25 protein-coding genes are annotated in these 20573 nt (G+C 73.9%); 19 read left to right on the top strand and 6 right to left on the bottom strand.

Annotated features, from left to right (window positions below; genetic code table 11):
• Positions 1-190 precede the first annotated feature (190 nt).
• From ABTY15_RS18505 to ABTY15_RS18490, 4 genes are all read left to right on the top strand, one after another.
• A complete protein-coding gene (locus tag ABTY15_RS18505; RefSeq protein WP_350590743.1) occupies positions 191-1486 on the top strand; it encodes an NYN domain-containing protein in 1296 nt (431 codons plus the stop codon).
• Between the two features lie 82 nt (positions 1487-1568).
• Positions 1569-2567 carry an ABC transporter ATP-binding protein gene (locus ABTY15_RS18500; RefSeq protein WP_350590738.1) on the top strand — a complete coding sequence of 333 codons (999 nt, stop codon included), beginning with the start codon at positions 1569-1571 and terminating at the stop codon, positions 2565-2567.
• Complete coding sequence (locus tag ABTY15_RS18495; protein WP_350590733.1) at positions 2564-3376, top strand: ABC transporter permease; 813 nt, start codon at positions 2564-2566, stop codon at positions 3374-3376. The genes ABTY15_RS18500 and ABTY15_RS18495 overlap by 4 nt, the downstream gene beginning before the upstream one ends.
• A gap of 128 nt (positions 3377-3504) precedes the next feature.
• Positions 3505-4236, top strand: coding sequence for a hypothetical protein (locus tag ABTY15_RS18490; RefSeq protein ID WP_350590728.1), 732 nt, complete (start codon positions 3505-3507; stop codon positions 4234-4236).
• A gap of 32 nt (positions 4237-4268) precedes the next feature.
• Here the strand turns inward: ABTY15_RS18490 and ybaK are convergent, their stop codons facing one another.
• The 3 genes from ybaK to ABTY15_RS18475 form a co-directional block, all read right to left on the bottom strand.
• On the bottom strand, positions 4269-4763 hold the full coding sequence (gene ybaK, locus ABTY15_RS18485) for a Cys-tRNA(Pro) deacylase (protein WP_350590725.1): 495 nt from the start codon (positions 4761-4763) through the stop codon (positions 4269-4271).
• Positions 4764-4826: 63 nt separating this feature from the next.
• The gene (locus ABTY15_RS18480) at positions 4827-5555 is read right to left on the bottom strand and encodes an LON peptidase substrate-binding domain-containing protein (RefSeq protein ID WP_350590718.1); all 729 of its coding nucleotides are present in this window, start codon (positions 5553-5555) and stop codon (positions 4827-4829) included.
• Positions 5556-5597: 42 nt separating this feature from the next.
• Complete coding sequence (locus tag ABTY15_RS18475; protein ID WP_350590713.1) at positions 5598-7175, bottom strand: oxidoreductase; 1578 nt, start codon at positions 7173-7175, stop codon at positions 5598-5600.
• A 90-nt stretch (positions 7176-7265) separates the two neighbouring features.
• On the opposite strand from ABTY15_RS18475, the gene hisD reads away from it, so the two are divergent.
• From hisD to hisF, 8 genes are read left to right on the top strand one after another with little or no spacing between them, the layout of a single operon-like run.
• The gene (gene hisD / locus ABTY15_RS18470; protein ID WP_350590707.1) at positions 7266-8573 is read left to right on the top strand and encodes a histidinol dehydrogenase; all 1308 of its coding nucleotides are present in this window, start codon (positions 7266-7268) and stop codon (positions 8571-8573) included.
• Entirely contained in the window at positions 8570-9670 is a 1101-nt protein-coding gene (locus ABTY15_RS18465; protein WP_350590701.1) for a histidinol-phosphate transaminase, read from the top strand. Before hisD ends, ABTY15_RS18465 begins: the two co-directional genes overlap by 4 nt.
• 6 nt (positions 9671-9676) lie before the next feature.
• Complete coding sequence (gene hisB / locus ABTY15_RS18460; protein WP_350590695.1) at positions 9677-10270, top strand: imidazoleglycerol-phosphate dehydratase HisB; 594 nt, start codon at positions 9677-9679, stop codon at positions 10268-10270.
• The gene (locus ABTY15_RS18455) at positions 10267-10419 is read left to right on the top strand and encodes a CG2302 family histidine operon protein (RefSeq protein WP_350590690.1); all 153 of its coding nucleotides are present in this window, start codon (positions 10267-10269) and stop codon (positions 10417-10419) included. The genes hisB and ABTY15_RS18455 overlap by 4 nt, the downstream gene beginning before the upstream one ends.
• Before the next feature lie 49 nt (positions 10420-10468).
• Complete coding sequence (hisH, locus tag ABTY15_RS18450) at positions 10469-11104, top strand: imidazole glycerol phosphate synthase subunit HisH (protein ID WP_350590686.1); 636 nt, start codon at positions 10469-10471, stop codon at positions 11102-11104.
• A gap of 20 nt (positions 11105-11124) precedes the next feature.
• Positions 11125-11859: a bifunctional 1-(5-phosphoribosyl)-5-((5-phosphoribosylamino)methylideneamino)imidazole-4-carboxamide isomerase/phosphoribosylanthranilate isomerase PriA gene (gene priA / locus ABTY15_RS18445; RefSeq protein WP_350590678.1), complete on the top strand. Its 735-nt coding sequence runs from the start codon at positions 11125-11127 to the stop codon at positions 11857-11859.
• Entirely contained in the window at positions 11856-12365 is a 510-nt protein-coding gene (locus tag ABTY15_RS18440) for a RidA family protein (RefSeq protein WP_350590672.1), read from the top strand. Before priA ends, ABTY15_RS18440 begins: the two co-directional genes overlap by 4 nt.
• Positions 12362-13132, top strand: coding sequence for an imidazole glycerol phosphate synthase subunit HisF (gene hisF / locus ABTY15_RS18435; RefSeq protein ID WP_350590668.1), 771 nt, complete (start codon positions 12362-12364; stop codon positions 13130-13132). Before ABTY15_RS18440 ends, hisF begins: the two co-directional genes overlap by 4 nt.
• A gap of 45 nt (positions 13133-13177) precedes the next feature.
• Here the strand turns inward: hisF and ABTY15_RS18430 are convergent, their stop codons facing one another.
• From ABTY15_RS18430 to ABTY15_RS18420, 3 genes are all read right to left on the bottom strand, one after another.
• Positions 13178-13963 (bottom strand): VOC family protein, encoded by a 786-nt coding sequence (locus tag ABTY15_RS18430; RefSeq protein WP_350590660.1) that lies wholly within the window; start codon positions 13961-13963, stop codon positions 13178-13180.
• Positions 13964-14359: 396 nt separating this feature from the next.
• Positions 14360-14998 (bottom strand): TIGR03085 family metal-binding protein, encoded by a 639-nt coding sequence (locus ABTY15_RS18425; RefSeq protein WP_350590655.1) that lies wholly within the window; start codon positions 14996-14998, stop codon positions 14360-14362.
• Positions 14999-15027: 29 nt separating this feature from the next.
• A complete protein-coding gene (locus tag ABTY15_RS18420; RefSeq protein ID WP_350590654.1) occupies positions 15028-15612 on the bottom strand; it encodes a hypothetical protein in 585 nt (194 codons plus the stop codon).
• Positions 15613-15750: 138 nt separating this feature from the next.
• On the opposite strand from ABTY15_RS18420, the gene ABTY15_RS18415 reads away from it, so the two are divergent.
• The 7 genes from ABTY15_RS18415 (at position 15751) to ABTY15_RS18385 (ending at position 20404) form a co-directional block, all read left to right on the top strand.
• Complete coding sequence (locus tag ABTY15_RS18415; protein ID WP_350590649.1) at positions 15751-16230, top strand: hypothetical protein; 480 nt, start codon at positions 15751-15753, stop codon at positions 16228-16230.
• Between the two features lie 71 nt (positions 16231-16301).
• Positions 16302-16673, top strand: coding sequence for a phosphoribosyl-AMP cyclohydrolase (gene hisI / locus ABTY15_RS18410; RefSeq protein WP_350590645.1), 372 nt, complete (start codon positions 16302-16304; stop codon positions 16671-16673).
• Positions 16674-16735: 62 nt separating this feature from the next.
• Positions 16736-18259 (top strand): anthranilate synthase component I, encoded by a 1524-nt coding sequence (locus ABTY15_RS18405; RefSeq protein WP_350590641.1) that lies wholly within the window; start codon positions 16736-16738, stop codon positions 18257-18259.
• A gap of 81 nt (positions 18260-18340) precedes the next feature.
• A complete protein-coding gene (locus ABTY15_RS18400) occupies positions 18341-18844 on the top strand; it encodes a Uma2 family endonuclease (protein WP_350590635.1) in 504 nt (167 codons plus the stop codon).
• Positions 18841-19443, top strand: a complete 603-nt coding sequence (locus tag ABTY15_RS18395) for a TIGR02234 family membrane protein (RefSeq protein ID WP_350590628.1) — start codon at positions 18841-18843, stop codon at positions 19441-19443. Before ABTY15_RS18400 ends, ABTY15_RS18395 begins: the two co-directional genes overlap by 4 nt.
• Before the next feature lie 158 nt (positions 19444-19601).
• A complete protein-coding gene (locus ABTY15_RS18390) occupies positions 19602-19877 on the top strand; it encodes an HGxxPAAW family protein (RefSeq protein ID WP_350590626.1) in 276 nt (91 codons plus the stop codon).
• Between the two features lie 86 nt (positions 19878-19963).
• Complete coding sequence (locus ABTY15_RS18385) at positions 19964-20404, top strand: DUF2752 domain-containing protein (protein ID WP_350590622.1); 441 nt, start codon at positions 19964-19966, stop codon at positions 20402-20404.
• Positions 20405-20573: the final 169 nt, after the last annotated feature.

The raw sequence follows: 20573 nt of genomic DNA, 5'->3' as shown, positions 1-20573 counted from the left end.
CCGCCTTTGCGTTCCGTTGGGGCGGCCGTTGCGGTACCGGGACATCCTCCGAGGTTCGGCGCGCGAACCAGGGGGAAAAGACGACCCAACGATCGGGCGGTCACGGGGGCCCCTCACCCCACCACGCCCGGGCGGCGGGCGGACCGAGCCCACCCGGCCTGACCCCGAGGGCGAGCGGAAGAGGTGCGCGATGGACCGCTGTGTCGTCCTGGTGGACGCCGGATACCTACTGGGCGCCGCCGCCAGCCTGCTCGCCGGTGATCCATCCCGCTCCCGGGTCACCGTCGACCACACCGCGCTGATCACCGCGCTGCGGGAACGCGCCGAGGCCGAGACCGGCCTGCCGCTGCTGCGGATCTACTGGTTCGACGCCGCGCCCGACCGGCGGCCGATGCCCGAGCACCGCCGGCTGCGGGTGCTGCCCCGGGTCACCGTCCGGCTCGGCGCGCTCACCCGGGCCGAGGGGCGCTGGGTGCAGAAGGGCGTCGACGCGGCGATGCACGCCGAACTCTCCGAACTCGCCCGCAACCGGGCCTGCGCCGACGTCGTGCTGATCACCGGCGACGGCGACCTGCTGCCCGGCATGATGTCCGCCAAGGAACACGGCGTGGTCGTCCACCTGTGGGCGCTCCAGGCCGCCGACGGCGACTTCAACCAGTCCGAGGACCTGGTCGGCGAGGCGGACGAACGGCGGGTGCTGGACCGCGAGTGGATCGAGGGCTCGTTCACCCTGCGCGACACCTCCAGCGTCTTCCCCGCGCCCGGCCCCCGCCAGGAGATCGCCAAGATCCTCGCCGCGCCGCCGGCCGCCCTGCCCGCCGTGGTGCCCCCGGCCGTCCACCCGGCCGCCGACGCCCCCGCGCCCGTCCCGGCCGTCGCCCCCGGGCGACCCCAGCCGGCCGCCGCGCTCAAGGTCGTCCCCACCCCCAAGGACCTCGCCGGGCGCACCGCCGCCACCCCGATCACGGCGGTCGCCAACGGGCACGGAGCCAACGGACACGGCGTGAACGGGCACGGCGCCACCGCACACGGCGTGAACGGGCACGGCGCCGTCGGGCAGACCGGGCCGGTGCTGCGCTGGTCCTCCGACCGCGGCTGGGTCGATCGGCCCGCCCCCGAACCCGCCGTCACCGCCGGCGACAGCCTGCCCACCCTCGCCCAGCTCACCACCGCCGAACAGCGCTGGGCCGACCGCGAGGAGGACATCACCTCCATCGGCGGTGACGCCCACGAGGTCGGCCAGGTCTTCGCCCGCCGCTGGAGCGACCGCCTCGGCGACGTCGAACGGCTCACCGTGCTCTGGCCCGACTACCCGCGCATCCCGCACCGGGTCGACGGAGAACTGCTCCGCTACGCGGCCCGATTCGGCCTGCTCGCGCACAAGGACGACCAGATCGACGAACACGATCGCTACGCCATCCGGGCCGGGTTCTGGAAGGAGCTCGCCGCGCGGGTGCCGGGCGGGTCCATGGTCGTGGACGACTGACGCGGCAGGGGCCGGGCCTCGGCGGTCGGCGACCGTGCCCCGTTGTCCGGCTCGCCCGTGCGAGCGCGTAGAGTCTTCGGTCGTGAACGAGACGGCCGGGCGACCACCCCACGACACCCCGCCGTGCGTCGCCGTACGCGACCTGGTCAGGACCTACCGCAGCGGGCGCGGCGCCGCCGCCACCGCGATCCGGGCCAACGACGGGATCAGCCTCAGCGTCCGGCAGGGCGAGGTCTTCGGGCTGCTCGGACCCAACGGCGCCGGCAAGTCGACGCTGGTCCGCCAGCTCACCGGGCTGCTGCGGCCGGACTCCGGCTCGATCGAACTGCTCGGCCACGACATCGTCCGCCACCCCGAACGGGCCGCCCGGCTGCTCGGCTACCTCGGCCAGGAGTCGACCGCCCTCGACGAGCTGACCGTCGCCCTCGCCGCCGAGACCACCGGACGGCTGCGCGGGCTCGGCCGGGCACAGGCCCGCGCCGAGGCCGCCGACGTGCTCACCGAACTCGGGCTGGAACCGATCGCGCACCGGCCGCTCGCCAAGCTCTCCGGCGGGCAGCGCCGGCTCGCCTGCTTCGCCGCCACCCTGGTCGGGGAGCGGCCGCTGCTCGTCCTCGACGAGCCGACCACCGGCATGGACCCGGTCGCCCGGCGCGCCGTGTGGACGGCCGTCGACCGGCGGCGGGCCGACCACGGCACCACCGTGCTGCTGGTCACCCACAACGTCATCGAGGCGGAGACCGTGCTCGACCGGGTCGCGGTGGTCGACGACGGCCGGGTGATCGCCTGCGACACGCCCGGCGGGCTCAAGGCGCTGGTCGACGGGGACGTCCGGCTCGACCTGGTCTGGCGGGACGAGGCGCCGGTCGGGGTGCCCGCCGTCGCCGCGCTCGCCGAGCGGGCCGAACGCACCGGCCGCCGCTGGACCGTCCGCACCACCCCCGAACAGGCCCGCGAACTGGTCGCCGCCGTCACCACCGGTCCGGCCTTCGCCGCGCTCGACGACTTCACCCTCGCCACGCCGAGCCTGGAGGACGCGTACCTCAAGCTCGGCGGCCGTCACGGAGGACTGGCCAAGTGACGCTGCTCTCGGTGCCGCCGCAGGCCCCCGCCCCCGCGAGCCACGCCCCCGCTCCGCTCGCCCCCGCGGCCCGGCTGCTGCCCGCCCTCGCCGCCGTCTACCGGGCCCAGCTCGCCCGGGCCCGGGTGGCGCGGATCCCGCTGCTGTTCGTCGCCACCTTCCAGTCGCTGGGGATCCTGGTGATGATGCGGGGCGTCGTCGACGCCGGGCAGACCACGGCCGCGCGGTCGGTGGTCGCCGGGTCGAGCGTGCTGGTCGTCGCGTTCGTGGCGCTCAACCTGCTCGCCCAGTACTTCGGGAAGCTCCGGGCCACCGGTGGCCTGGACCACTACGCGACCCTGCCGGTGCCCGCCGCCTCGGTGGTGCTGGGCGCGGCCGCCGCGTACGCCTCGTTCACGCTGCCGGGGTCGGTGGTCACGGCGGCGGTCGGGGCGGTCATGTTCGGGCTGCCGCTGGGGCAGCTGTGGGTGCTGCTGGCGGTCGTCCCGCTGGCCGGGGCCGCGCTCGCCGGGCTGGGGGCCGCCTGCGGGCTGCTCGCGCCCCGGCAGGAGATCGCCACCATGCTCGGGCAGCTCGGCATGTCGGCGGCGCTGCTGCTCGGCGTGCTGCCGGTCGACCACCTGCCGCAGCCGGTGCAGTGGCTGCGGGACCTGCTGCCGTCCACGTACGGGGTGGAGGCCTTCGCCCGTACGTTCACGCCCGACCCGGACTGGGCACTGGTCGTGGGCGACCTGGGGGTCTGCGCGGGCGTCGGCGTGGTCTCGCTGGCCCTCGCCACCTGGGCGTACCGGCGGGCCGTCGCCCGGTAGCGGCCCGGTGGCGGGCGGTGCGGGGCGGCCGGCGCCGGGACGGGTGGCGGGCCCGTCCGGACGGCGAGCGTGAAACGATGGGGCCTGTGACCGTACCGAACACACCTCCGGAACCCATTCGCGCCGACGTGAACCCGGGGCCGGACGCCGACCGCGACCCGTTCGCGCCGCCGCCGGCCCCGGACAACGGGATGCTGCCGCCGCCCGGGCTGGTGGCGCAGTCACCCAGGCCCTCGCTCGGCCGCCGGCTGCTGCCGGAGCTGCGGATCGGCGCGGCCGTCGTGCTCGCGTGCGTGGTCGTCGGGCTGGTCGCGGCGGGGCTGTGGGCCTGGCTGGCGCCCAAGGTGCCGCTGGTGGTGGACGGCGACCGGATCCTGTACCTGGACCCGGAGGGCGAGCAGCGGGCGGGGGCCGACGCGGTCTTCGTGCTGATCGGGCTCGGGGCGGGCATCCTGACGGCGCTCGGGGCCTTCCTGGCCACCCGGCGGCGCGGCGGGGGCATCGCGGTCGCGGTCGGGCTGGCCCTCGGCGGGCTGCTCGGGTCGGTGGGGGCCTGGCGGATCGGGCAGTGGCTCGGGCCCAGCGACAACCTGATCGCGGAGGCCCGGCGGGTCGGGCCCGGCGGGCACTTCAGCGCGAACCTCGACCTGGGGGCGCTCGGGGCGCTGGTGGCGTGGCCGATGGGGGCGATGGTGGCGCTGCTGGCGCTGTCGGCGGCGTTCGGCAAGCGCGAGGAGGACCCGCCGCCGTACTGGGGGGCGGTGCCGCAGGGTTACACGGGGCCGGAGGTTTACCCGGGGCCGGAGGGCTACGCGGGGCCGCAGGCTCACCCGGGGCCGGAGGAGCGGGGGCAGGGCTGAGCGGGTAGCCGCTGCCCCGGCCCTGGCGTGGGTCAGCGGGCGATCGGGGCGGTGTGGGCCCGGGTGAGGGTGATCAGGTCGGCGGGGGCGAGTTCGACCTCCAGGCCGCGGCGGCCGGCGGAGACGTACACGGTGGGGTGACCGAGGGCGCTGGCGTCGACGACGGTGCGCAGCGGGCGGCGCTGGCCCAGCGGGGAGATGCCGCCGCGCACGTAGCCGCTGCTGCGTTCGGCGGCGGCCGGGTCGGCCATCGCGGCGCGCTTGCCGCCCACGGCGGCGGCGAGCGCCTTGAGGTCGAGCTGGCCGGCCACCGGGACGACACCGACCGTGAGGACGCCGTCCACGTCGGCGACCAGGGTCTTGAAGACGCGGTCAGCGGGGATGCCCAGGACCTCGGCGGCCTCGCCGCCGTAGGAGGCGGCGGCCGGGTCGTGCTCGTAGGAGTGCACGGTGAACGGGACGGCGGCGGCTTCCAGGGCGACGGTGGCGGGGGTGCCCTGGCCGCCCTTCTTCGGCTTCTTGGCCATGGCGGTGGCTCCCGGCGTGGTTGGGGCTGGACTCGGTTGGGTTGAACTCGCTTGGGGCCGACCTCAGTTGGGGCTGAACGACTGGCGGGTGAGGTCGACCGCGGGCAGCGACGGCAGCCAGCTGAGCACGGCGCTCTCGCGGCGCAGCAAGTCGAGTTCGGTGCGTAGGCGCTGGGCGGTGTCCGGGCAGGCCAGCAGCTGCTGCTTGACCGGGGTCTCGAACACCGAGGCGGCGGCGACCAGGTAGGAGAGCACCTGCGGGTCGTCGGGGAGCTCCTGGCGGCCGACGGTGCTGGCCTCGCGGGCCCCGGCGAGGCGCTTCTGGTAGACCCGGAAGGCCCGTTCGACCTCGGAGGCGAGGGCGCCGGAGCCCTCCCCGGGGCGTTCCTCGATCGGCTCGATCTCGCCGGTCAGGTACGGGCCGGTGACGTCGACCGAGCGGAGCCAGAACCGGGTGGTGCCGGTGACCAGCAGCTCGTAGCGGCCGTCCGGCTGGTGCTGGGCGGAGGCGATGTCGGCGACGCAGCCGATGTGGAACACCGCCTCCAGCGGGTCGCCGGTGGCGGTGCCGAGGCCGTCGAGCGGCCCGGCGGGGCCGTCCCCCGGGCGCACCGGGGCGACGTCGCGGCCGTCCTTGATCGCGAGGACGCCGAAGCGGCGCGGGGTGTCCTCGGGCAGTTCGAGCAGATCGGCGACGAGACGGCGGTAACGCTCCTCGAAGACGTTCAGGGGCAGCACGAGGCCCGGGTAGAGCACGTTGTTCAGCGGGAAGAGCGGCAGCCGTTCTGTCACGGCGGACAGCGTAGTTCCCCGGGCGGGGCCGGTGTCGCCCGGTTATCCGCGCTGGAGCATCCGGGAGGCCCCGGCGACCACGGTGGTGGCGAGCAACCAGCCGACGATCACCAGCCCGACGGAGACGTACTGGCTGAGGCCGCCCGGGTTCCAGCCCTGCTGGCCGAGGTCGACGACCGGGAGCAGCTGGCTGAGCGTGTACAGCACCGGGTTCCAGTGCGGGCGCTCGTCGGCCTTGAGCGGCTCCAGCTCGTGGGTGGCGAACCAGATGCTGCCGAGCGCCCACGCCAGCAGCAGCCACAGGCCGGCCCGGCCGGGGCGGTAGCCGTAGCCGACGGTGACGTCCTGCACCCGGCCCCAGGCCCGGGCGGGCAGGGTGAGGGTCTGCCGGCGGCGGCGCTGCTTGGCGTACAGCACCTCGCGGGCGTCGTCGTCGGCGCCGTCGCGGCGCAGGGCGGAGGCCAGCTGCTCGTACGACTCCGGCTGGAACTCCGCCGAGGCGCCCTCCAGCCAGGCGATCCGCTGCTGGATGCTGAAGGACGCGGCCGGGCGCAGGCTCTCGTAGACGAAGCCGGTGAGGTTGAGGTGCCTGCCGCTCGGCCAGGCGTCCGGGGTGTCGACCAGGTTGCCGACCCGGGCGCGGGACAGCGAGACCGGGCCGGTGGGGCGGACCCGGCAGGCGAACCGCAGCTCGGGGGTGTGAATGCGGCTCAGTGAGAGCTCGTCCTCACCCTCCAGGTGGAATTCGCCGGAGATCAGGCAGGCGGCCTCGAAGCGGGAGTCGGAGAGCCGCACGTGGCCGTGGGCGCGGAACGGGGTGCTGGGGGCGTCCGGTGGCGGCTGCTGGCCGTACCCGGAGCCGTAGTAGCTGCGGGAGCCGAACCAGCCGCCGTCGGCCGAGGCGGTCAGGTAGACGGTGTGGCCGACGGTGATCCGGACGGCGTTGAGGCAGATGCGGTTCTGCGGGACGGCGTGCAGCTGGGCGCCGCGCAGCGAGAGCCGGCCGCCTATCCGGGCGGTGCGCAGGCTCAGCTCGCCGTGGACCTCGATCCGGTCGGCCTCGAAGTCCTGGTGGACGGTCATCCCGTCGGCGGAGACGGCGCGGCCGTAGCGGTCGCCGCCGAGGACGGTTTGGTTGAGCAGCAGGTCGGTGCCGATCTTGGCGTCGGTGAGCCGGATGCCGTCCGGTATCCGGCAGCGCGCCAGGTGGAGGTCGCCGGTGGTGGCCAGCCGGGAGGCCTCCAGGCGGGGGATCAGGCAGGTGACGAAGCGCAGCGTGGTGGCGGTGGCCTCGGAGACCAGGACCTTGTGCGCGAAGCGGCACTCGTGGAGCTCCACGTAGTGGCCGATGGCGCCGCCGGCCAGGTTGAGGCTGCCGGTGATCAGCACGCCGTTGAGCCGCAGCGAGGCGACCCGCCCGGCGGCGGCGGACGGGCCGGCCAGCAGCAGGTGGGCGAGGACCTCCGCGCGGACGGTGCGCTCGGGGCCCCAGTCGGCGTCGCCGAAGGGGTCGTCGGCCTCGGTGTCGCGCACCCGCCGGTCGAACACGTCCCCCTGGCGGAACGCCTCCCAGAGCTCCCGCTCGGTGTCGGTCCAGTGCTCCGGTGCCCGCTCCGCCATCGTTTCCCCCGCCCCCCGTTCGTCTCGCCTTTCGTATCACGGACTGAAATGCGGGACCAGCGATTCCGGCCACTCCTTACACTGGGTGGCGTGATCTCTCGAATCGATCTGCGCGGCTCGCTCGACGACCCGCGTGACCTGCTGCCCCGTGCCGACTTCGACGTCGCGGCCGCCCTGGAGAAGGTGCGTCCGATCGCCGAGGACGTACGCCATCGCGGGGTCACGGCGCTGATCGAGATCACCGAACGGTTCGACGGCGTCCGGCTGGAGTCCACCCGGGTCCCGGCCGAGCAGCTGACCGAGGCCCTGGCCGGGCTGGACCCGAAGGTGCGCGCCGCGCTGGAGGAGTCGATCCGCCGGGCCCGCGCCGTCCACGCGGACCAGCGCCGGACCGGGCACACCACCCAGGTGGTCCCGGGCGGCACGGTCACCCAGCGCTGGGTGCCGGTGCAGCGGGTCGGCCTGTACGTGCCGGGCGGGCTGGCGGTCTACCCGTCCTCCGTGGTGATGAACGTGGTGCCGGCCCAGGAGGCGGGCGTGCCGGGCATCGCCGTGACCTCCCCGCCGCAGAAGGCGTTCGGCGGCCGGGTGCACCCGACCATCCTGGCGGCCTGCGCGCTGCTCGGCGTCGACGAGGTGTACGCGGTCGGCGGCGCCCAGGCGGTCGCGATGTTCGCGCTGGGCACCGAGGAGTGCGCGCCGGTCAACATGGTCACCGGCCCCGGCAACATCTACGTGGCCGCCGCCAAGCGCTACTTCTCCGGCCGGATCGGCATCGACTCGGAGGCCGGCCCGACCGAGATCGCCGTGCTCGCCGACGACAGCGCGCTGGCCTCCGACGTGGCCGCCGACCTGATCAGCCAGGCCGAGCACGGCCCGACGTCCGGCTCGGTGCTGGTCACCGACTCGGTGGCGCTGGCCGAGGCGGTCGAGGCCGAGCTCAAGACGCAGGTCGCGCGGACGAAGCACAGCGAGCGGGTGGCCGAGGCGCTGGGCGGCCGGCAGTCCGGCATCATCCTGGTCGACGACCTGGAGCAGGGCCTGGCCGTGGTCAACGCCTACGCGGCCGAGCACCTGGAGATCCAGACCCGCGACCCGCACGCGGTGGCGGCGAAGGTGGTCAACGCGGGCGCGGTCTTCATCGGCCGCTGGACCCCGGTCTCGCTGGGCGACTACGCGGCCGGCTCCAACCACGTGCTGCCGACCGGCGGCTGCGCCTGCCACTCGTCCGGCCTGTCCGTGCAGACCTTCCTGCGCGGCGTCCAGGTCGTCGAGTACGACCGGGACGCGCTGGCGGACATCGCCGCACACGTGGTCAACCTGTCGGACGCCGAGGACCTGCCCGGGCACGGCGACGCCATCAAGGCCCGGTTCGATTGGACGGTTCCCGGCTCGTGACTCGAATTGACGATCTTCCCATCCGGGACGAGCTGCGCGGCCAGTCCCCGTACGGCGCACCGCAGTTGGACGTGCCCGTCCAGCTGAACACCAACGAGAACCCGTACCAGCTGCCCGAGGAGCTGGTCGCCCGGATCGCCGAGCGCGTCGCCGAGGCCGCCCGCCACCTCAACCGCTACCCCGACCGGGACGCGGTCGAGCTGCGTACGGGTCTGGCGGGGTACCTCAGCAGGACCACCGGCTTCGCCGTGGCCCGCGAGCAGGTCTGGGCCGCCAACGGCTCCAACGAGGTGCTCCAGCAGCTGTTGCAGACCTTCGGCGGCCCCGGCCGCACCGCGCTCGGCTTCGAGCCCTCCTACTCGATGCACGCCCTGATCTCCCGGGGCACCGGCACCGCCTGGATCTCCGGCCCGCGCAACGCCGACTTCACCATCGACGTGGACGCCGCCGTCGCCGCGATCGCCGAGCACCGGCCCAACGTGGTCTTCGTCTGCTCGCCGAACAACCCGACCGGCACCGCCGTCGCCACCGACACCGTGCTGCGGCTGTACGAGGCCGCGCAGGCCGCCCGGCCCAGCCTGGTGGTCGTCGACGAGGCGTACGTCGAGTTCTCGCACCGCGCCTCGCTGCTGCCGCTGATCGAGGGCCGCCCCAACCTGGTGATCACCCGCACCATGTCCAAGGCCTTCGGTGCGGCCGGGCTGCGCCTGGGCTACCTGGCCGCCGACCCGGCGGTGGTGGACGCGGTGCAGCTGGTCCGGCTGCCGTACCACCTGTCGGCCGTCACCCAGGCCACCGCGCTGGCCTGCCTGGAGCACACCGACACCCTGCTCGGGTACGTCGGGCGGCTCAAGGAGGAGCGCGACCGGCTGGTGGACGCGCTGCGCGGGCTCGGCCTGGAGGTCACCGACTCGGACGCCAACTTCGTCCAGTTCGGCCGCTTCGCCGACACCCACGCGGTCTGGCAGGCCATCCTCGACCAGGGTGTCCTGGTCCGCGACAACGGCGTCCCCGGGTGGCTGCGCGTCACCGCCGGCACGCCGGCCGAGAACGACGCCTTCCTGGACGCCGTTCGCACTGTGATCAAGGAGCTGTAATCCCGCATGTCCCGCATCGGACGCGTTGAGCGCACCACCAAGGAGACCTCGGTCCTGGTCGAGATCGACCTCGACGGCACCGGCAAGACCGACATCTCCACGGGCGTCGGGTTCTACGACCACATGCTCGACCAGCTCGGCCGGCACGGTCTGTTCGACCTCACCGTCAAGACCGACGGCGACCTGCACATCGACACCCACCACACCATCGAGGACACCGCCCTCGCGCTCGGCGCCGCCTTCCGGCAGGCGCTCGGCGACAAGGTCGGCATCTACCGCTTCGGCAACTGCACGGTGCCGCTGGACGAGTCGCTCGCCCAGGTCACCGTGGACCTCTCCGGCCGGCCCTACCTGGTGCACACCGAGCCCGAGAACATGGCGCCGATGATCGGCTCGTACGACACCACGATGACCCGGCACATCCTGGAGTCCTTCGTGGCCCAGGCCCAGATAGCCCTGCACGTCCACGTGCCGTACGGGCGCAACGCCCACCACATCGTCGAGTGCCAGTTCAAGGCGCTGGCCCGGGCCCTGCGCTACGCCTCCGAGCGCGACGTCCGCGCGGCCGGCATCCTTCCGTCCACCAAGGGGGCGCTGTGAGCAAGGCCGCTGTCGGGCTCATCTTCGTCGGGCTGTTCCTGGCCGGCGGGGTGATCTCGTTCTGGAAGCAGAAGCTGCCCAAGGGCGTCATCCTGGTGCTCGCCCTCGGCTCGGGCATGTGCCTGGCCGCCGGCGTCATGCGCCTGTAGTCCCGGCTGACCCCGACTGACCCCGCTTGAAGAGACTGGACACCTGAACATGGGCAAGAACGTCGTCGTCCTCGATTACGGGTCGGGCAACCTCCGCTCCGCGCAGCGCGCCGTCGAGCGCACCGGTGCGACCGTCACCGTCACCTCCGACTACGACACCGCGATGAACGCGGACGGCCTGCTCGTCCCCGGCGTCGGCGCCTTCGAGGCCTGCATGCGCGGCCTGAAGTCGGTCCGCGGGGACTGGATCATCGGCCGCCGCCTGGCCGGCGGCCGGCCGGTCATGGGCATCTGCGTCGGCATGCAGATCCTCTTCGAGAAGGGGGTCGAGCACGGCGTGGAGACCCCGGGCTGCGACGAGTGGCCGGGCACCGTCGAGCCGCTCGACGCGCCGGTCGTGCCGCACATGGGCTGGAACACCGTGGACGTGCCCGAGGGCAGCCGGATGTTCGCCGGCCTCGACCCGGAGACCCGCTTCTACTTCGTGCACTCCTACGGCGTGCGGCACTGGGAGCTGGAGATCCACAGCGCGCGGATCAACGCCCCGCTCGTCACCTGGGCCACGCACGGGCAGCCGTTCGTCGCGGCCGTCGAGAACGGCCCGCTCTGGGCCACCCAGTTCCACCCCGAGAAGTCCGGTGACGCCGGCGCCGCCCTGCTGACCAACTGGGTCAACACCCTCTGACCGTCTGAGAGTTGTATCTGATGAGCCTGAAGAGCCGCCTCGAACTGCTGCCCGCCGTCGACGTCCGCGACGGCCAGGCCGTCCGCCTGGTCAAGGGCGCCTCCGGCACCGAGACCTCCTTCGGTGAGCCGCTGGCCGCCGCCCTCGCCTGGCAGCACGCCGGCGCCGAGTGGCTGCACCTGGTCGACCTGGACGCCGCCTTCGGCACGGGCAGCAACTACGAGCTGCTGCGCGAGGTCACCGGCCAGCTGGACATCAAGGTCGAGCTGTCCGGCGGCATCCGCGACGACGAGTCGCTCGCCCGCGCGCTCGCCACCGGCTGCACCCGGGTCAACCTCGGCACCGCCGCCCTGGAGGCCCCCGAGTGGGTCGCCAAGGCCATCGCCGAGCACGGCGACAAGATCGCCGTCGGCCTGGACGTCGTCGGCACCACCCTGCGCGGCCGCGGCTGGACCCGCGACGGCGGCCAGCTCTTCGACGTGCTGGAGCGGCTGAACAGCGAGGGCTGCGCCCGCTACGTCGTCACCGACGTCAACCGGGACGGCACCCTCACCGGCCCCAACCTCCAGCTGCTGCGTGACGTCTGCGCCGCCACCGACCGCCCGGTCGTCGCCTCCGGCGGCGTCTCCTCGCTCGACGACCTGCGCGCCATCGCCGGCCTGGTCGAGGTGGGTGTCGAGGGCGCCATCGTGGGCAAGGCACTCTACGAGCAGAAGTTCACCCTCGAAGAGGCCCTGGAGGCGGTTTCAGGATGACGGAACGTCAGATCGCACGCGGCCGGGTCGTACGCGGTCGGATCGGCGGATTCTCCCCCTGGGAGGACGAGTTCGGCTACTCCCGGGCGGTCGCCGCGGGCGACCACGTGCACGTCGCCGGCTCCACCGCGTGGGTGGACGGCCGGATCGAGCACGAGGGCGACCCGTACGGGCAGACCCTCGCCGCGTTCGGCGTTGGGCTCCAGGCCCTGGCCGCGTACGGTCTGACGGTGGACGACGTGGTCCGCACCCGGATGTACATCACCCACGTCCGCGACGCCGAGGAGGTGGGCCGCGCCCACCGCGAACTCTTCGCCGCCGCCCGCCCGGTGGCCACCATGGTGGTGGTCGAGGGCCTGATCGACTCCCGGATGATGGTCGAGATCGAGCTCGACGCCTATCGTGCCGGGCTGGCAAAGACCCTGGAAGCCCTGGACGCCCCGGAAGCTCTGGAAGCCTCCGAACCCCTGGGAACCCTGGAAACCCTGGAAGGCGAACAGCCGTGACCCTCGCAGTACGTGTCATCCCCTGCCTGGACGTGGACGCCGGACGGGTGGTCAAGGGCGTCAACTTCCAGAACCTGCGCGACGCCGGCGACCCGGTCGAGATGGCCAAGCTCTACGACGCCGAGGGCGCCGACGAGTTGACCTTCCTCGACATCACCGCCTCCTCCGGCGACCGGGAGACCACCTACGACGTGGTCCGCCGCACCGCCGAGCAGGTCTTCATCCCGCTCACCGTCGGCGGCGGCATCCGCGCCGTCGAGGACGTCGACAAGCTGCTGCGGGCCGGCGCCGACAAGGTCGGCGTCAACACCGCCGCCATCGCCCGGCCCGAGCTGGTGCGTGAGATCGCCCAGCGGTTCGGGCGGCAGGTGCTGGTGCTCTCCGTCGACGCCCGGCGCTGCCCTGCCGGGGTGGAGACTCCTTCGGGGTACGAGGTCACCACGCACGGCGGGCGCCAGGGCACCGGCCTCGACGCCGTCGAATGGGCGGGCCGCGCGGCCGAGTTGGGCGCGGGCGAGATCCTGCTCAACTCGATGGACGCGGACGGCACCAAGGACGGCTACGACCTGGACATGATCCGGGCCGTCCGCAAGGCCGTATCCGTACCGGTGATCGCCTCCGGCGGGGCCGGCAAGCTCGCCGACTTCGCGCCGGCCGTGGAAGCGGGCGCGGACGCGGTGCTCGCGGCCAGCGTCTTCCACTTCGGGGACCTGCGGATCGGCGAGGTCAAGAACGCGCTGCGGGAGGCCGGGCACCCGGTCCGGTGAATCGTCGGAGGGCCCGCCGTGGTGACGGCGGGCCCTCCCGCTTGCTCAGGACTGTTCGCGCGGCTCACCCTTGATCAGCGCGAACGGCGCGCCGTTCGGGTCCGCCAGCCAGGCGATCCGGCCGACGCCCGGCATGTCCGTGGCCGGCATCAGCACCGTGCCGCCGGCCGCCTGCGCCTTGGTGACCAGCTCGTCCACCACCTCGGTGGCGAAGTACGGCGTCCAGGACGGCGACTGCCCCTCCGCCATGACCGGGGCGATGCCGCCGAAGGACGTGGCCTGCTGGTCACCCTCGGCGGGGGACAGCACCAGGTACGTGATGCCCGGCGCGGGGAACGGCTCGGCGCGCCAGCCGAACACCGACCCGTAGAAGTCGCGGGCCGCGTTCTGGTCGGCGGCGTGCAACTCCGTCCAGACCAGCGCGTTGTCCTCGGACACCACGTCCAGGCCCTTGACCGTCCCGGCCTGCCAGATCGCGAACTGGGCCCCCTGCGGGTCGGTCAGCTGCGCCATCCGCCCGGCGTCCATCACGTCCATCGGCGGGACCCGGACGGTGCCGCCGACGTTCTTGACCGCCTTGGCGGTGGCGTCGGCGTCGGCCGTCCGGAAGTACGTCGTCCAGGCGGACTGTGCCCCCTGCTCGGTCAGCGGACCGACGGCGGCGACCGTCTTGCCGTTCGCCTGGAGGAAGCCGTACCCGCCCGCCTCCGGGCCGGCGGACTGGAACGTCCAGCCGAAGACCCTGCCGTAGAACTCGACGGTGGCGTTCACGTCCGGGCTGCCGAGGTCGATCCAGCAGGGCGAGCCGATGGGGAAATCGGTGGTGAGCATGAAGTGGTGCTCCTTCAGCGGAAGTGCTGACCGGGACGGCTCCCCCCAAGGCGCGCACACGCCCCCTTCCCGGCCACAAGCGAGTCTGCACCCGGGCACTGACATCCGCAGCCGGGACACGGCCGAGTTTGCGGATTCAGAGGATCCGGCGGATCGTCGCGATCAGTTGTGGCGAATCCGGCGACGGCTGCTGAGCGTTGAACCTGGCCGGTTCGCGCAGCGAGGTGCCGAAGTGACAGCCGCCCACACGGCCCTCGTGTCGAAAGTCCGTCAGCTCTTGAGCCTGGCGTCCAGGTTGGGCTGCATCGCCTCCACCGAGGGGGCGTCGTAATTTTTGTTCGGGTGTCGGCTCCTCGGCATGTCGAGGAGCCGACACCCACCTTTTCTAGTGTTGTTCTAGGGCAGCGGCAGGACGTGGCGGAGGGCTTCGAGGGCGTCCTCGGGGCCGTCGGTGGTGAGGGTGGTGTGGGTGCCGCGGCCGTAGGTGAAGAGGATGAGTTCGCTGGGGTCGCCGGTGAGGCGGACGGTGGGGGTGCCGGCGGGGCCGATGGTGAGGGAGCGGCCGTCGGGGTGGCAGAGGGTCAGGCGGACGGGGGAGCGGCGGCCGGCTTCCAGGCGGGCGAGGAGGGGGAGTCGGCGCCACAGGGCTTCGGCGCGGCCGGGCGGGAGGGGTTGCGGGGTCCAGTCCTTGGCCGCGCGGCGGACGTCCTCGGCGTGGACGAAGTACTCGACGGTGTTGGCCGCTTCGTCGGCGCCGGGCAGGGCGAAGAAGGAGAACACCGGGGGGCCGGAGCGGAACAGCTTGAGGAGCTCCTCGTACGGGCGCTCGGCGTAGGCGGACTGCACGCGCTGGGTCCAGCCGGCCAGGGCGTCGATCCGGATGCCGGCGGCCGCGTCGGCCCGGCGCTCGCGGATGACGAGGTGGGCGGCGAGGTCGCGGGTGGTCCACCCGGCGCAGAGGGTAGGGGCGTCCGGCCCGGCGGCGGCCAGGAGTTCGGCGAGGCGGTGGCGTTCGGCGAGGGCGTGGTTCGACATGTCGCCACCCTAGAGCGGGGTCGGGCCCGTCACTGGAGGTGGCCGGTGAGCTTGGGGCCGCCCTGTTTCTCGCTGGCCGTCAGGGAGCAGGTGAAGTCCCGCCAGCCCTGCTCGTAGCCGGCCTTGGTCGGGCCGAACTGCCGGACGTAGTAGGTCTTTCCGTCGGTCTGCCGGGCCTTGGCGGCCTTCTCCGCCTCCTTGCAGCCGTCCCGCATCGCCAGGGAGATCGCGAGGTCGCCGGCGATCCCGTCGGGGAGCTTCGGGTTGGCGATGACCTCGCCGTCGTGCTCGCCGGTGCAGGGGCGTTCCTCGGCCTTGATGATCGTCGGGCTGAGCTGCGGGTGGTCGAAGCAGGTGCCGACCGGGAAGAAGACGTACGGCGGCTTCGGGGTGGGGGTGGGCGTCGGCGTGGGGGTGGGTGTCGGGGTCGGGGTGGGAGTGGCCGTGGGGGTCGGCGGCGGCGGCGCGGCGGCCGGCTTCTTCTCCTCCGGCCAGAGCAGCACCGTGGCCACCACCGCGAGCAGTACGGCCAGCACCGCCGCGACGGTGAGGACCAGGCCCCGGGACGGACGGGATTCGGCGGCTGCGGGCGGCTGCGGCTGCTCGGACGTCATGGCCACGAGGATGGCCCACGCCGGGCCCGCCCGGCAGGCGGTTGGCCGAACTCGTCGATGGGAGGAGAGGAGCAGGGAGGGGAGCAGGGGCGGGTCGGATAGGCTCCCGGCGGCACGACACGATCCCGGGAGTTGGGAATGCGCGTCGGAATCACCGGTCACCAGGGCCTGTCGGGCGGCATCACCGAGATGCTGGTCCGCGGGGAGCTGTGGCGGCTGGTCATCACCTACGGCTCGTACGAGCTGGTCGGTGTCAGCTGTGTCGACGAGGGTCCGGAGAGCTGGTTCGCCCGGTCCGTCCTGGAGCACGGCGGCAAGTTGGAGGTCATCGTCCCGGCGGGTGCGCCGGTGGTCGGCCGTGCCGACGACCACCACCGGGGTACCAGGCTGCGGTTGATGAACGAGGCGAACGCCGTCCACCGGCTCGCCGCCGCCGACCGTGGCGGCCTCGGTGACGACACCGGGCGCGCCCTGGTCGGCATGATCGACGAGCTGATCGCGGTCTGGGACGGTGAACCGGGCAGCGAGCCGGCCCGGGTCGCCGGACTCGCCCACGCGGCCGGGCTGTTCGTCCACCGGATCTGGCCGGTGGGCTGCGAGCGGGGTGTGGAGCGGTGACGCGGGAGCGGTGATCCGGAGCAGTGCCGCGGCGAGCCGGGGAGGGGCGCCCGAACTGACACAATGGCCCCATGTCCACCACACCCGCCGCCCCCGGCAGCACCGCCCTGGCCCCCGAGATCGCCGCCCGCCTGAAGCGCACCGAGGACGGCCTGCTCCCGGCCATCGCGCAGCAGTACGACACCGGCGAGGTGCTGATGCTCGGCTGGATGGACGACGAGGCGCTGCACCGCACGCTCACCACCGGCCGCTGCACCTACTGGAGCCGTAGCCGCCGCGAGTACTGGGTGAAGGGCGACACCTCGGGGCACGTCCAGGCGGTCAAGTCGGTGGCGCTGGACTGCGACGGCGACACCCTGCTGGTGAAGGTCGACCAGACCGGCGCGGCCTGCCACACCGGTGACCGCACCTGCTTCGACGCCGACGTGCTCCCGCTCGCCTGACCCACCCCCCCACCGGAACTCCCGAACTCCCGAACCCCTGAACTCCCGAAGGTCGCCGCACCATGGATCTCGCAGCCTTCCGCAAGCTCGCCGTCGACACCCGGGTCATCCCGGTCACCCGCAGGCTCCTCGCGGACGGTCTCACCCCGATCGGCCTCTACCGCAGCCTCGCCGCCGAGCGGCCCGGCACCTTCCTGCTGGAGTCCGCCGAGCAGGGCCGCAGCTGGTCGCGCTACTCCTTCGTCGGGGTCCGCAGCGCCGCCACCCTCACCGCCGGCCCGGACGGCGACGCCCGCTGGCTGGGCACCCCGCCGGTCGGCATCCCCACGTCGGGTGACCCGTTGCAGGTGCTGCGCGCCGCCCTGGAGGCGCTGCACACCCCGCGGCACACCGACGACGGCCTGCCCCCGCTCACCGGTGGCCTGGTCGGCTACCTCGGCTACGACGTCGTCCGCCGGCTGGAGAAGCTGCCCGACCTCAACCCGGACGAGCTGAAGCTCCCCGAGCTGACCATGCTGCTGGCCACCGACCTGGCCGTGCTCGACCACGCCGACGGCACGGTGCTGCTGATCGCCAACGCCGTCAACCACAACGACCTGGCCAGTGGCGTGGACGAGGCCTACGCGGACGCGGTGGCCCGGCTGGACGCGATGGAGGCGGACCTGCTCAAGCCGGTCGACCCGGGCCTGGCCACCTTCACCCCGGCCGGCCCCGGCGCGGTGCACTCCCCGTTCGGCGGCGCGCCCTACCGGGCCGCGGTGGAGGAGATCAAGGAGCGGATCCGGGCCGGCGAGGCCTTCCAGGTCGTCCCCTCGCAGCGCTTCGAGGCGCCCTGCCCGGCCTCCGCGCTGGACGTCTACCGCGTGCTGCGCACCACCAACCCCAGCCCGTACATGTACCTGTTCCGCTTCCCGGGCCCGGACGGCACCGCCGAGGGCGGCTTCGACGTGGTCGGCTCCAGCCCGGAGGCGCTGGTCAAGGTCACCGACGGCGAGGCGATGCTGCACCCGATCGCCGGCACCCGGCACCGGGGCGCCACCCCGCACGAGGACGCGGCGCTGGCCGCCGAACTGCTGGCCGACCCCAAGGAGCGGGCCGAGCACCTGATGCTGGTCGACCTCGGCCGCAACGACCTCGGCCGGGTCTGCGAGCCGGGCAGCGTCGAGGTGGTCGACTTCATGCAGATCGAGCGGTACAGCCACGTCATGCACATCGTCTCCACCGTGACCGGCACGGTGGCGCCCGGACGGACCGCCTTCGACGTGCTGACCGCCTGCTTCCCGGCCGGCACGCTCTCCGGCGCGCCCAAGCCGCGCGCGATGCGGATCATCGAGGAGCTGGAGCCGACCCGCCGCGGCCTGTACGGCGGCTGCGTCGGCTACCTGGACTTCGCCGGCGACTCCGACACCGCGATCGCCATCCGGACGGCCGTGCTGCGCGACGGCACCGCCTACGTGCAGGCCGGCGCGGGCGTGGTGGCCGACTCCGACCCGCACGGCGAGGACACCGAGTGCCGCAACAAGGCGGCCGCCGTGCTGCGGGCCGTCGCCACCGCCAATACGCTGCGGACGCCGGAACTCTCGTAGCGCCGGAACCCTCGTGACGCCGGAACCCTCGTCACACCGGAACCCCGTCACACCGGGACTCTCGTAAAGGAGGCGGCCGGGATGTCCGAGTTGCCGCACGACGAGCTGCGGTGGGAGGTCGTGCTCAGCTCCTCGGTGCAGCTCCGGGAGCAGCTGGCGGGCCGGGGCCGGGTGCTGTCCGGCGTGCCGGTCGACCTCCCGGGCGCGCCCGAGGGGCGAGCCCCGGACCTGGTGGTGCTCGCCCCGGACGCCGGGCGCGACGCCGGGGGCCGGTACCGCGCGGCCGACGTCGAGGTGGTGCTGGAGGTGGCGCGGCCGGGCCGCGGCCACGTCTGGGCGCGGGTCTGCGCGGAGGGCGGTGTGCCGCTCTACGTGCTGGTCGACCCGGCCGTGCGGGTCTGCACCGTGCACACCGCGCCCTCGCCGGGCGGGGCGTACCGGGAGGCCGAGCGGGTGCCGTTCGGCAACGACCTGTTCCTGCCGGCCGGCGGGCGGACCCTGGTGCTGCGGACCGACGAGTTCCCGCCCGGGGCGCCCACCCCGGGTACGGGGCCGGGCGGCGGACGGGGGATAGTGGACGGGTGAGCGCTCCAGACCAGACCACCGCCCCCGCCCCGTCGGCCCCCGCGTCGGGCCGCCGGACGCTCCTCGTGATGCTGCTGCTGACCGTGCTGAGCGCCGTCCTGGTGCTGACCGCGGCCGGCCGGGTCTGGGCCGAGGGCAGGGCCGGCACCCTGGCGGTGTCCGTCACCGGTGGCCGGATCTCCGAACTGCCCGGCGGGCTGGCCCTGGTGGGGCTGGCCGCGGCCGTCGCGGTGTTCGCGGTGCGGGGCGTCGGCCGACTCGCGGTGGGCGCGCTGACCCTGCTGGCCGGGCTCGGCGCGGCCGCCGCCGCGGTCGCCGGGGCCGGTGACACCGCCGCGCTGGACGCCGAGGCAGCCCGCAAGCTGGCGCTGTCCGGCTCGGCGGCCACCGAGGTCGGCCACACCGGTTGGCCCTGGGTGGCGTTGGCCGGCGGGCTGCTGCTGGCGCTCGCCGGGCTGCTGACGCTGCGCTTCGGTCGGAGCTGGCCGGCCATGGGCAGCCGCTACGAGGCGCCCACCGGCAAGGCCCCGGCGAAGGCGGAGACCCCGGCGGACCTGTGGAAGGCGCTGGACCGGGGCGAGGACCCGACCGCGGTCTGACCGGTCGGACCGGTCAGCCGTGCGGACGTCCCGGATGTGACGCGATAGACCCGGCACCCGCTTTGGGGCGCGCGTGTACGGCCCGGCACAATGGGAGGCGTCAACCCGCCGGCGGCCCCGCAGGCCCGGCCGGGCCCCGAGAGCCTAGGAGCACCACAGTGGCAGCAGCAGCACACGGTCACACCCCCGCCGCCTGGACCGGCGTGACCATCACGTTCATCGGTTTCGGGATCGCGGGTGTGGCCATGATCCTCCCGTCGGTGCTGCTGGTCTGCGCCGGCCTGGCGGTCGTCCTGGTCGGCGGCGTGGTCGGCGTGGCCATGTCGATGGCCGGCATGGGCAAGCAGCCGAGCCCGCACGTCTACAAGGACGCCAAGGAGCAGGCCGAGGCGCTCGCGGCCCGCAAGGGTGCCGCCGCCGCCGTCACCGCCTGACGACGGTCTTTTCGCACAGCTGAACGGCGGGCGCGCCACGCCCGCCGTTTCGTTCTGTCCGGGCCCGTGCCGGGCAGAATCGGGGCGTGAACGCCGCCCCCACCGCCTCCGCCCCGCCGCCCGTGCTGCGCCGGCTGGTGCCGCCGCTGGCCGCGCTGACCGCGGTGGCCGTCCCCTCGGTGTACGTCGCCGCGGTCGACCCGAACGCCCCCGGGCACTACCCGGACTGCCCGTTCCTGGCCGCCACCGGCTGGTGGTGCCCGGGCTGCGGCGGCCTGCGCTGCGTTCACGCGCTGGCCCACGGGGACCTCACCGGCGCGTTGCACGACAACGCGGTCGCGGTGCTGCTGTTCGGCGTGCTGGCGGTGCTCTGGCTGCGCTGGGGCTGGGCCGCGCTGACCGGGGGAGCGCCGCCCCGGCTCGTCGTCGGGGCCCGGCGCTGGGCGCTGATCGCGCTGCTGGTGCTGGTGTTCGCGGTGGTGCGGAACCTGCCGGTGGGGGCCGGGCTGGCACCGCCGCTGGTCTGAGCCGGGCGGCCGCCCACCGGATCGGCGGCCGACTACGGGATCAGTGGACGAACGGTGAAGGCGCAGCTGAGGGCCGCCGCAGGGGGCGTCCGGTCCGCGAGACGCGCGCCGGGTGGATGCGCCCCGCGCCCCCGCGTGCCGATACCATCGAAGAGCCGCCGGGCCCTTG

It is taken from the genome of Kitasatospora sp. NPDC097643 (genome assembly GCF_040302625.1).
GTDB lineage: Bacteria > Actinomycetota > Actinomycetes > Streptomycetales > Streptomycetaceae > Kitasatospora.
Note: the sequence above shows the minus strand (reverse complement) of the source record. Positions and strands in the feature narration are given on the sequence as shown.

Excerpts from the sequence above, each read along its gene's own strand:
- ybaK (WP_350590725.1), bottom strand. The coding sequence starts at position 4,763 with ATGGCCAAGAAGCCGAAGAAGGGCGGCCAGGGCACCCCCGCCACCGTC.
- ABTY15_RS18425 (WP_350590655.1), bottom strand. The coding sequence starts at position 14,998 with ATGTCGAACCACGCCCTCGCCGAACGCCACCGCCTCGCCGAACTCCTG.
- hisB (WP_350590695.1), top strand. The coding sequence starts at position 9,677 with ATGTCCCGCATCGGACGCGTTGAGCGCACCACCAAGGAGACCTCGGTC.
- ABTY15_RS18430 (WP_350590660.1), bottom strand. The coding sequence starts at position 13,963 with ATGCTCACCACCGATTTCCCCATCGGCTCGCCCTGCTGGATCGACCTC.
- ABTY15_RS18440 (WP_350590672.1), top strand. The coding sequence starts at position 11,856 with ATGACGGAACGTCAGATCGCACGCGGCCGGGTCGTACGCGGTCGGATC.
- ABTY15_RS18505 (WP_350590743.1), top strand. The coding sequence starts at position 191 with ATGGACCGCTGTGTCGTCCTGGTGGACGCCGGATACCTACTGGGCGCC.
- hisH (WP_350590686.1), top strand. The coding sequence starts at position 10,469 with ATGGGCAAGAACGTCGTCGTCCTCGATTACGGGTCGGGCAACCTCCGC.
- ABTY15_RS18415 (WP_350590649.1), top strand. The coding sequence starts at position 15,751 with ATGCGCGTCGGAATCACCGGTCACCAGGGCCTGTCGGGCGGCATCACC.
- ABTY15_RS18400 (WP_350590635.1), top strand. The coding sequence starts at position 18,341 with ATGTCCGAGTTGCCGCACGACGAGCTGCGGTGGGAGGTCGTGCTCAGC.
- ABTY15_RS18475 (WP_350590713.1), bottom strand. The coding sequence starts at position 7,175 with ATGGCGGAGCGGGCACCGGAGCACTGGACCGACACCGAGCGGGAGCTC.
- hisI (WP_350590645.1), top strand. The coding sequence starts at position 16,302 with ATGTCCACCACACCCGCCGCCCCCGGCAGCACCGCCCTGGCCCCCGAG.
- ABTY15_RS18405 (WP_350590641.1), top strand. The coding sequence starts at position 16,736 with ATGGATCTCGCAGCCTTCCGCAAGCTCGCCGTCGACACCCGGGTCATC.
- priA (WP_350590678.1), top strand. The coding sequence starts at position 11,125 with ATGAGCCTGAAGAGCCGCCTCGAACTGCTGCCCGCCGTCGACGTCCGC.
- ABTY15_RS18420 (WP_350590654.1), bottom strand. The coding sequence starts at position 15,612 with ATGACGTCCGAGCAGCCGCAGCCGCCCGCAGCCGCCGAATCCCGTCCG.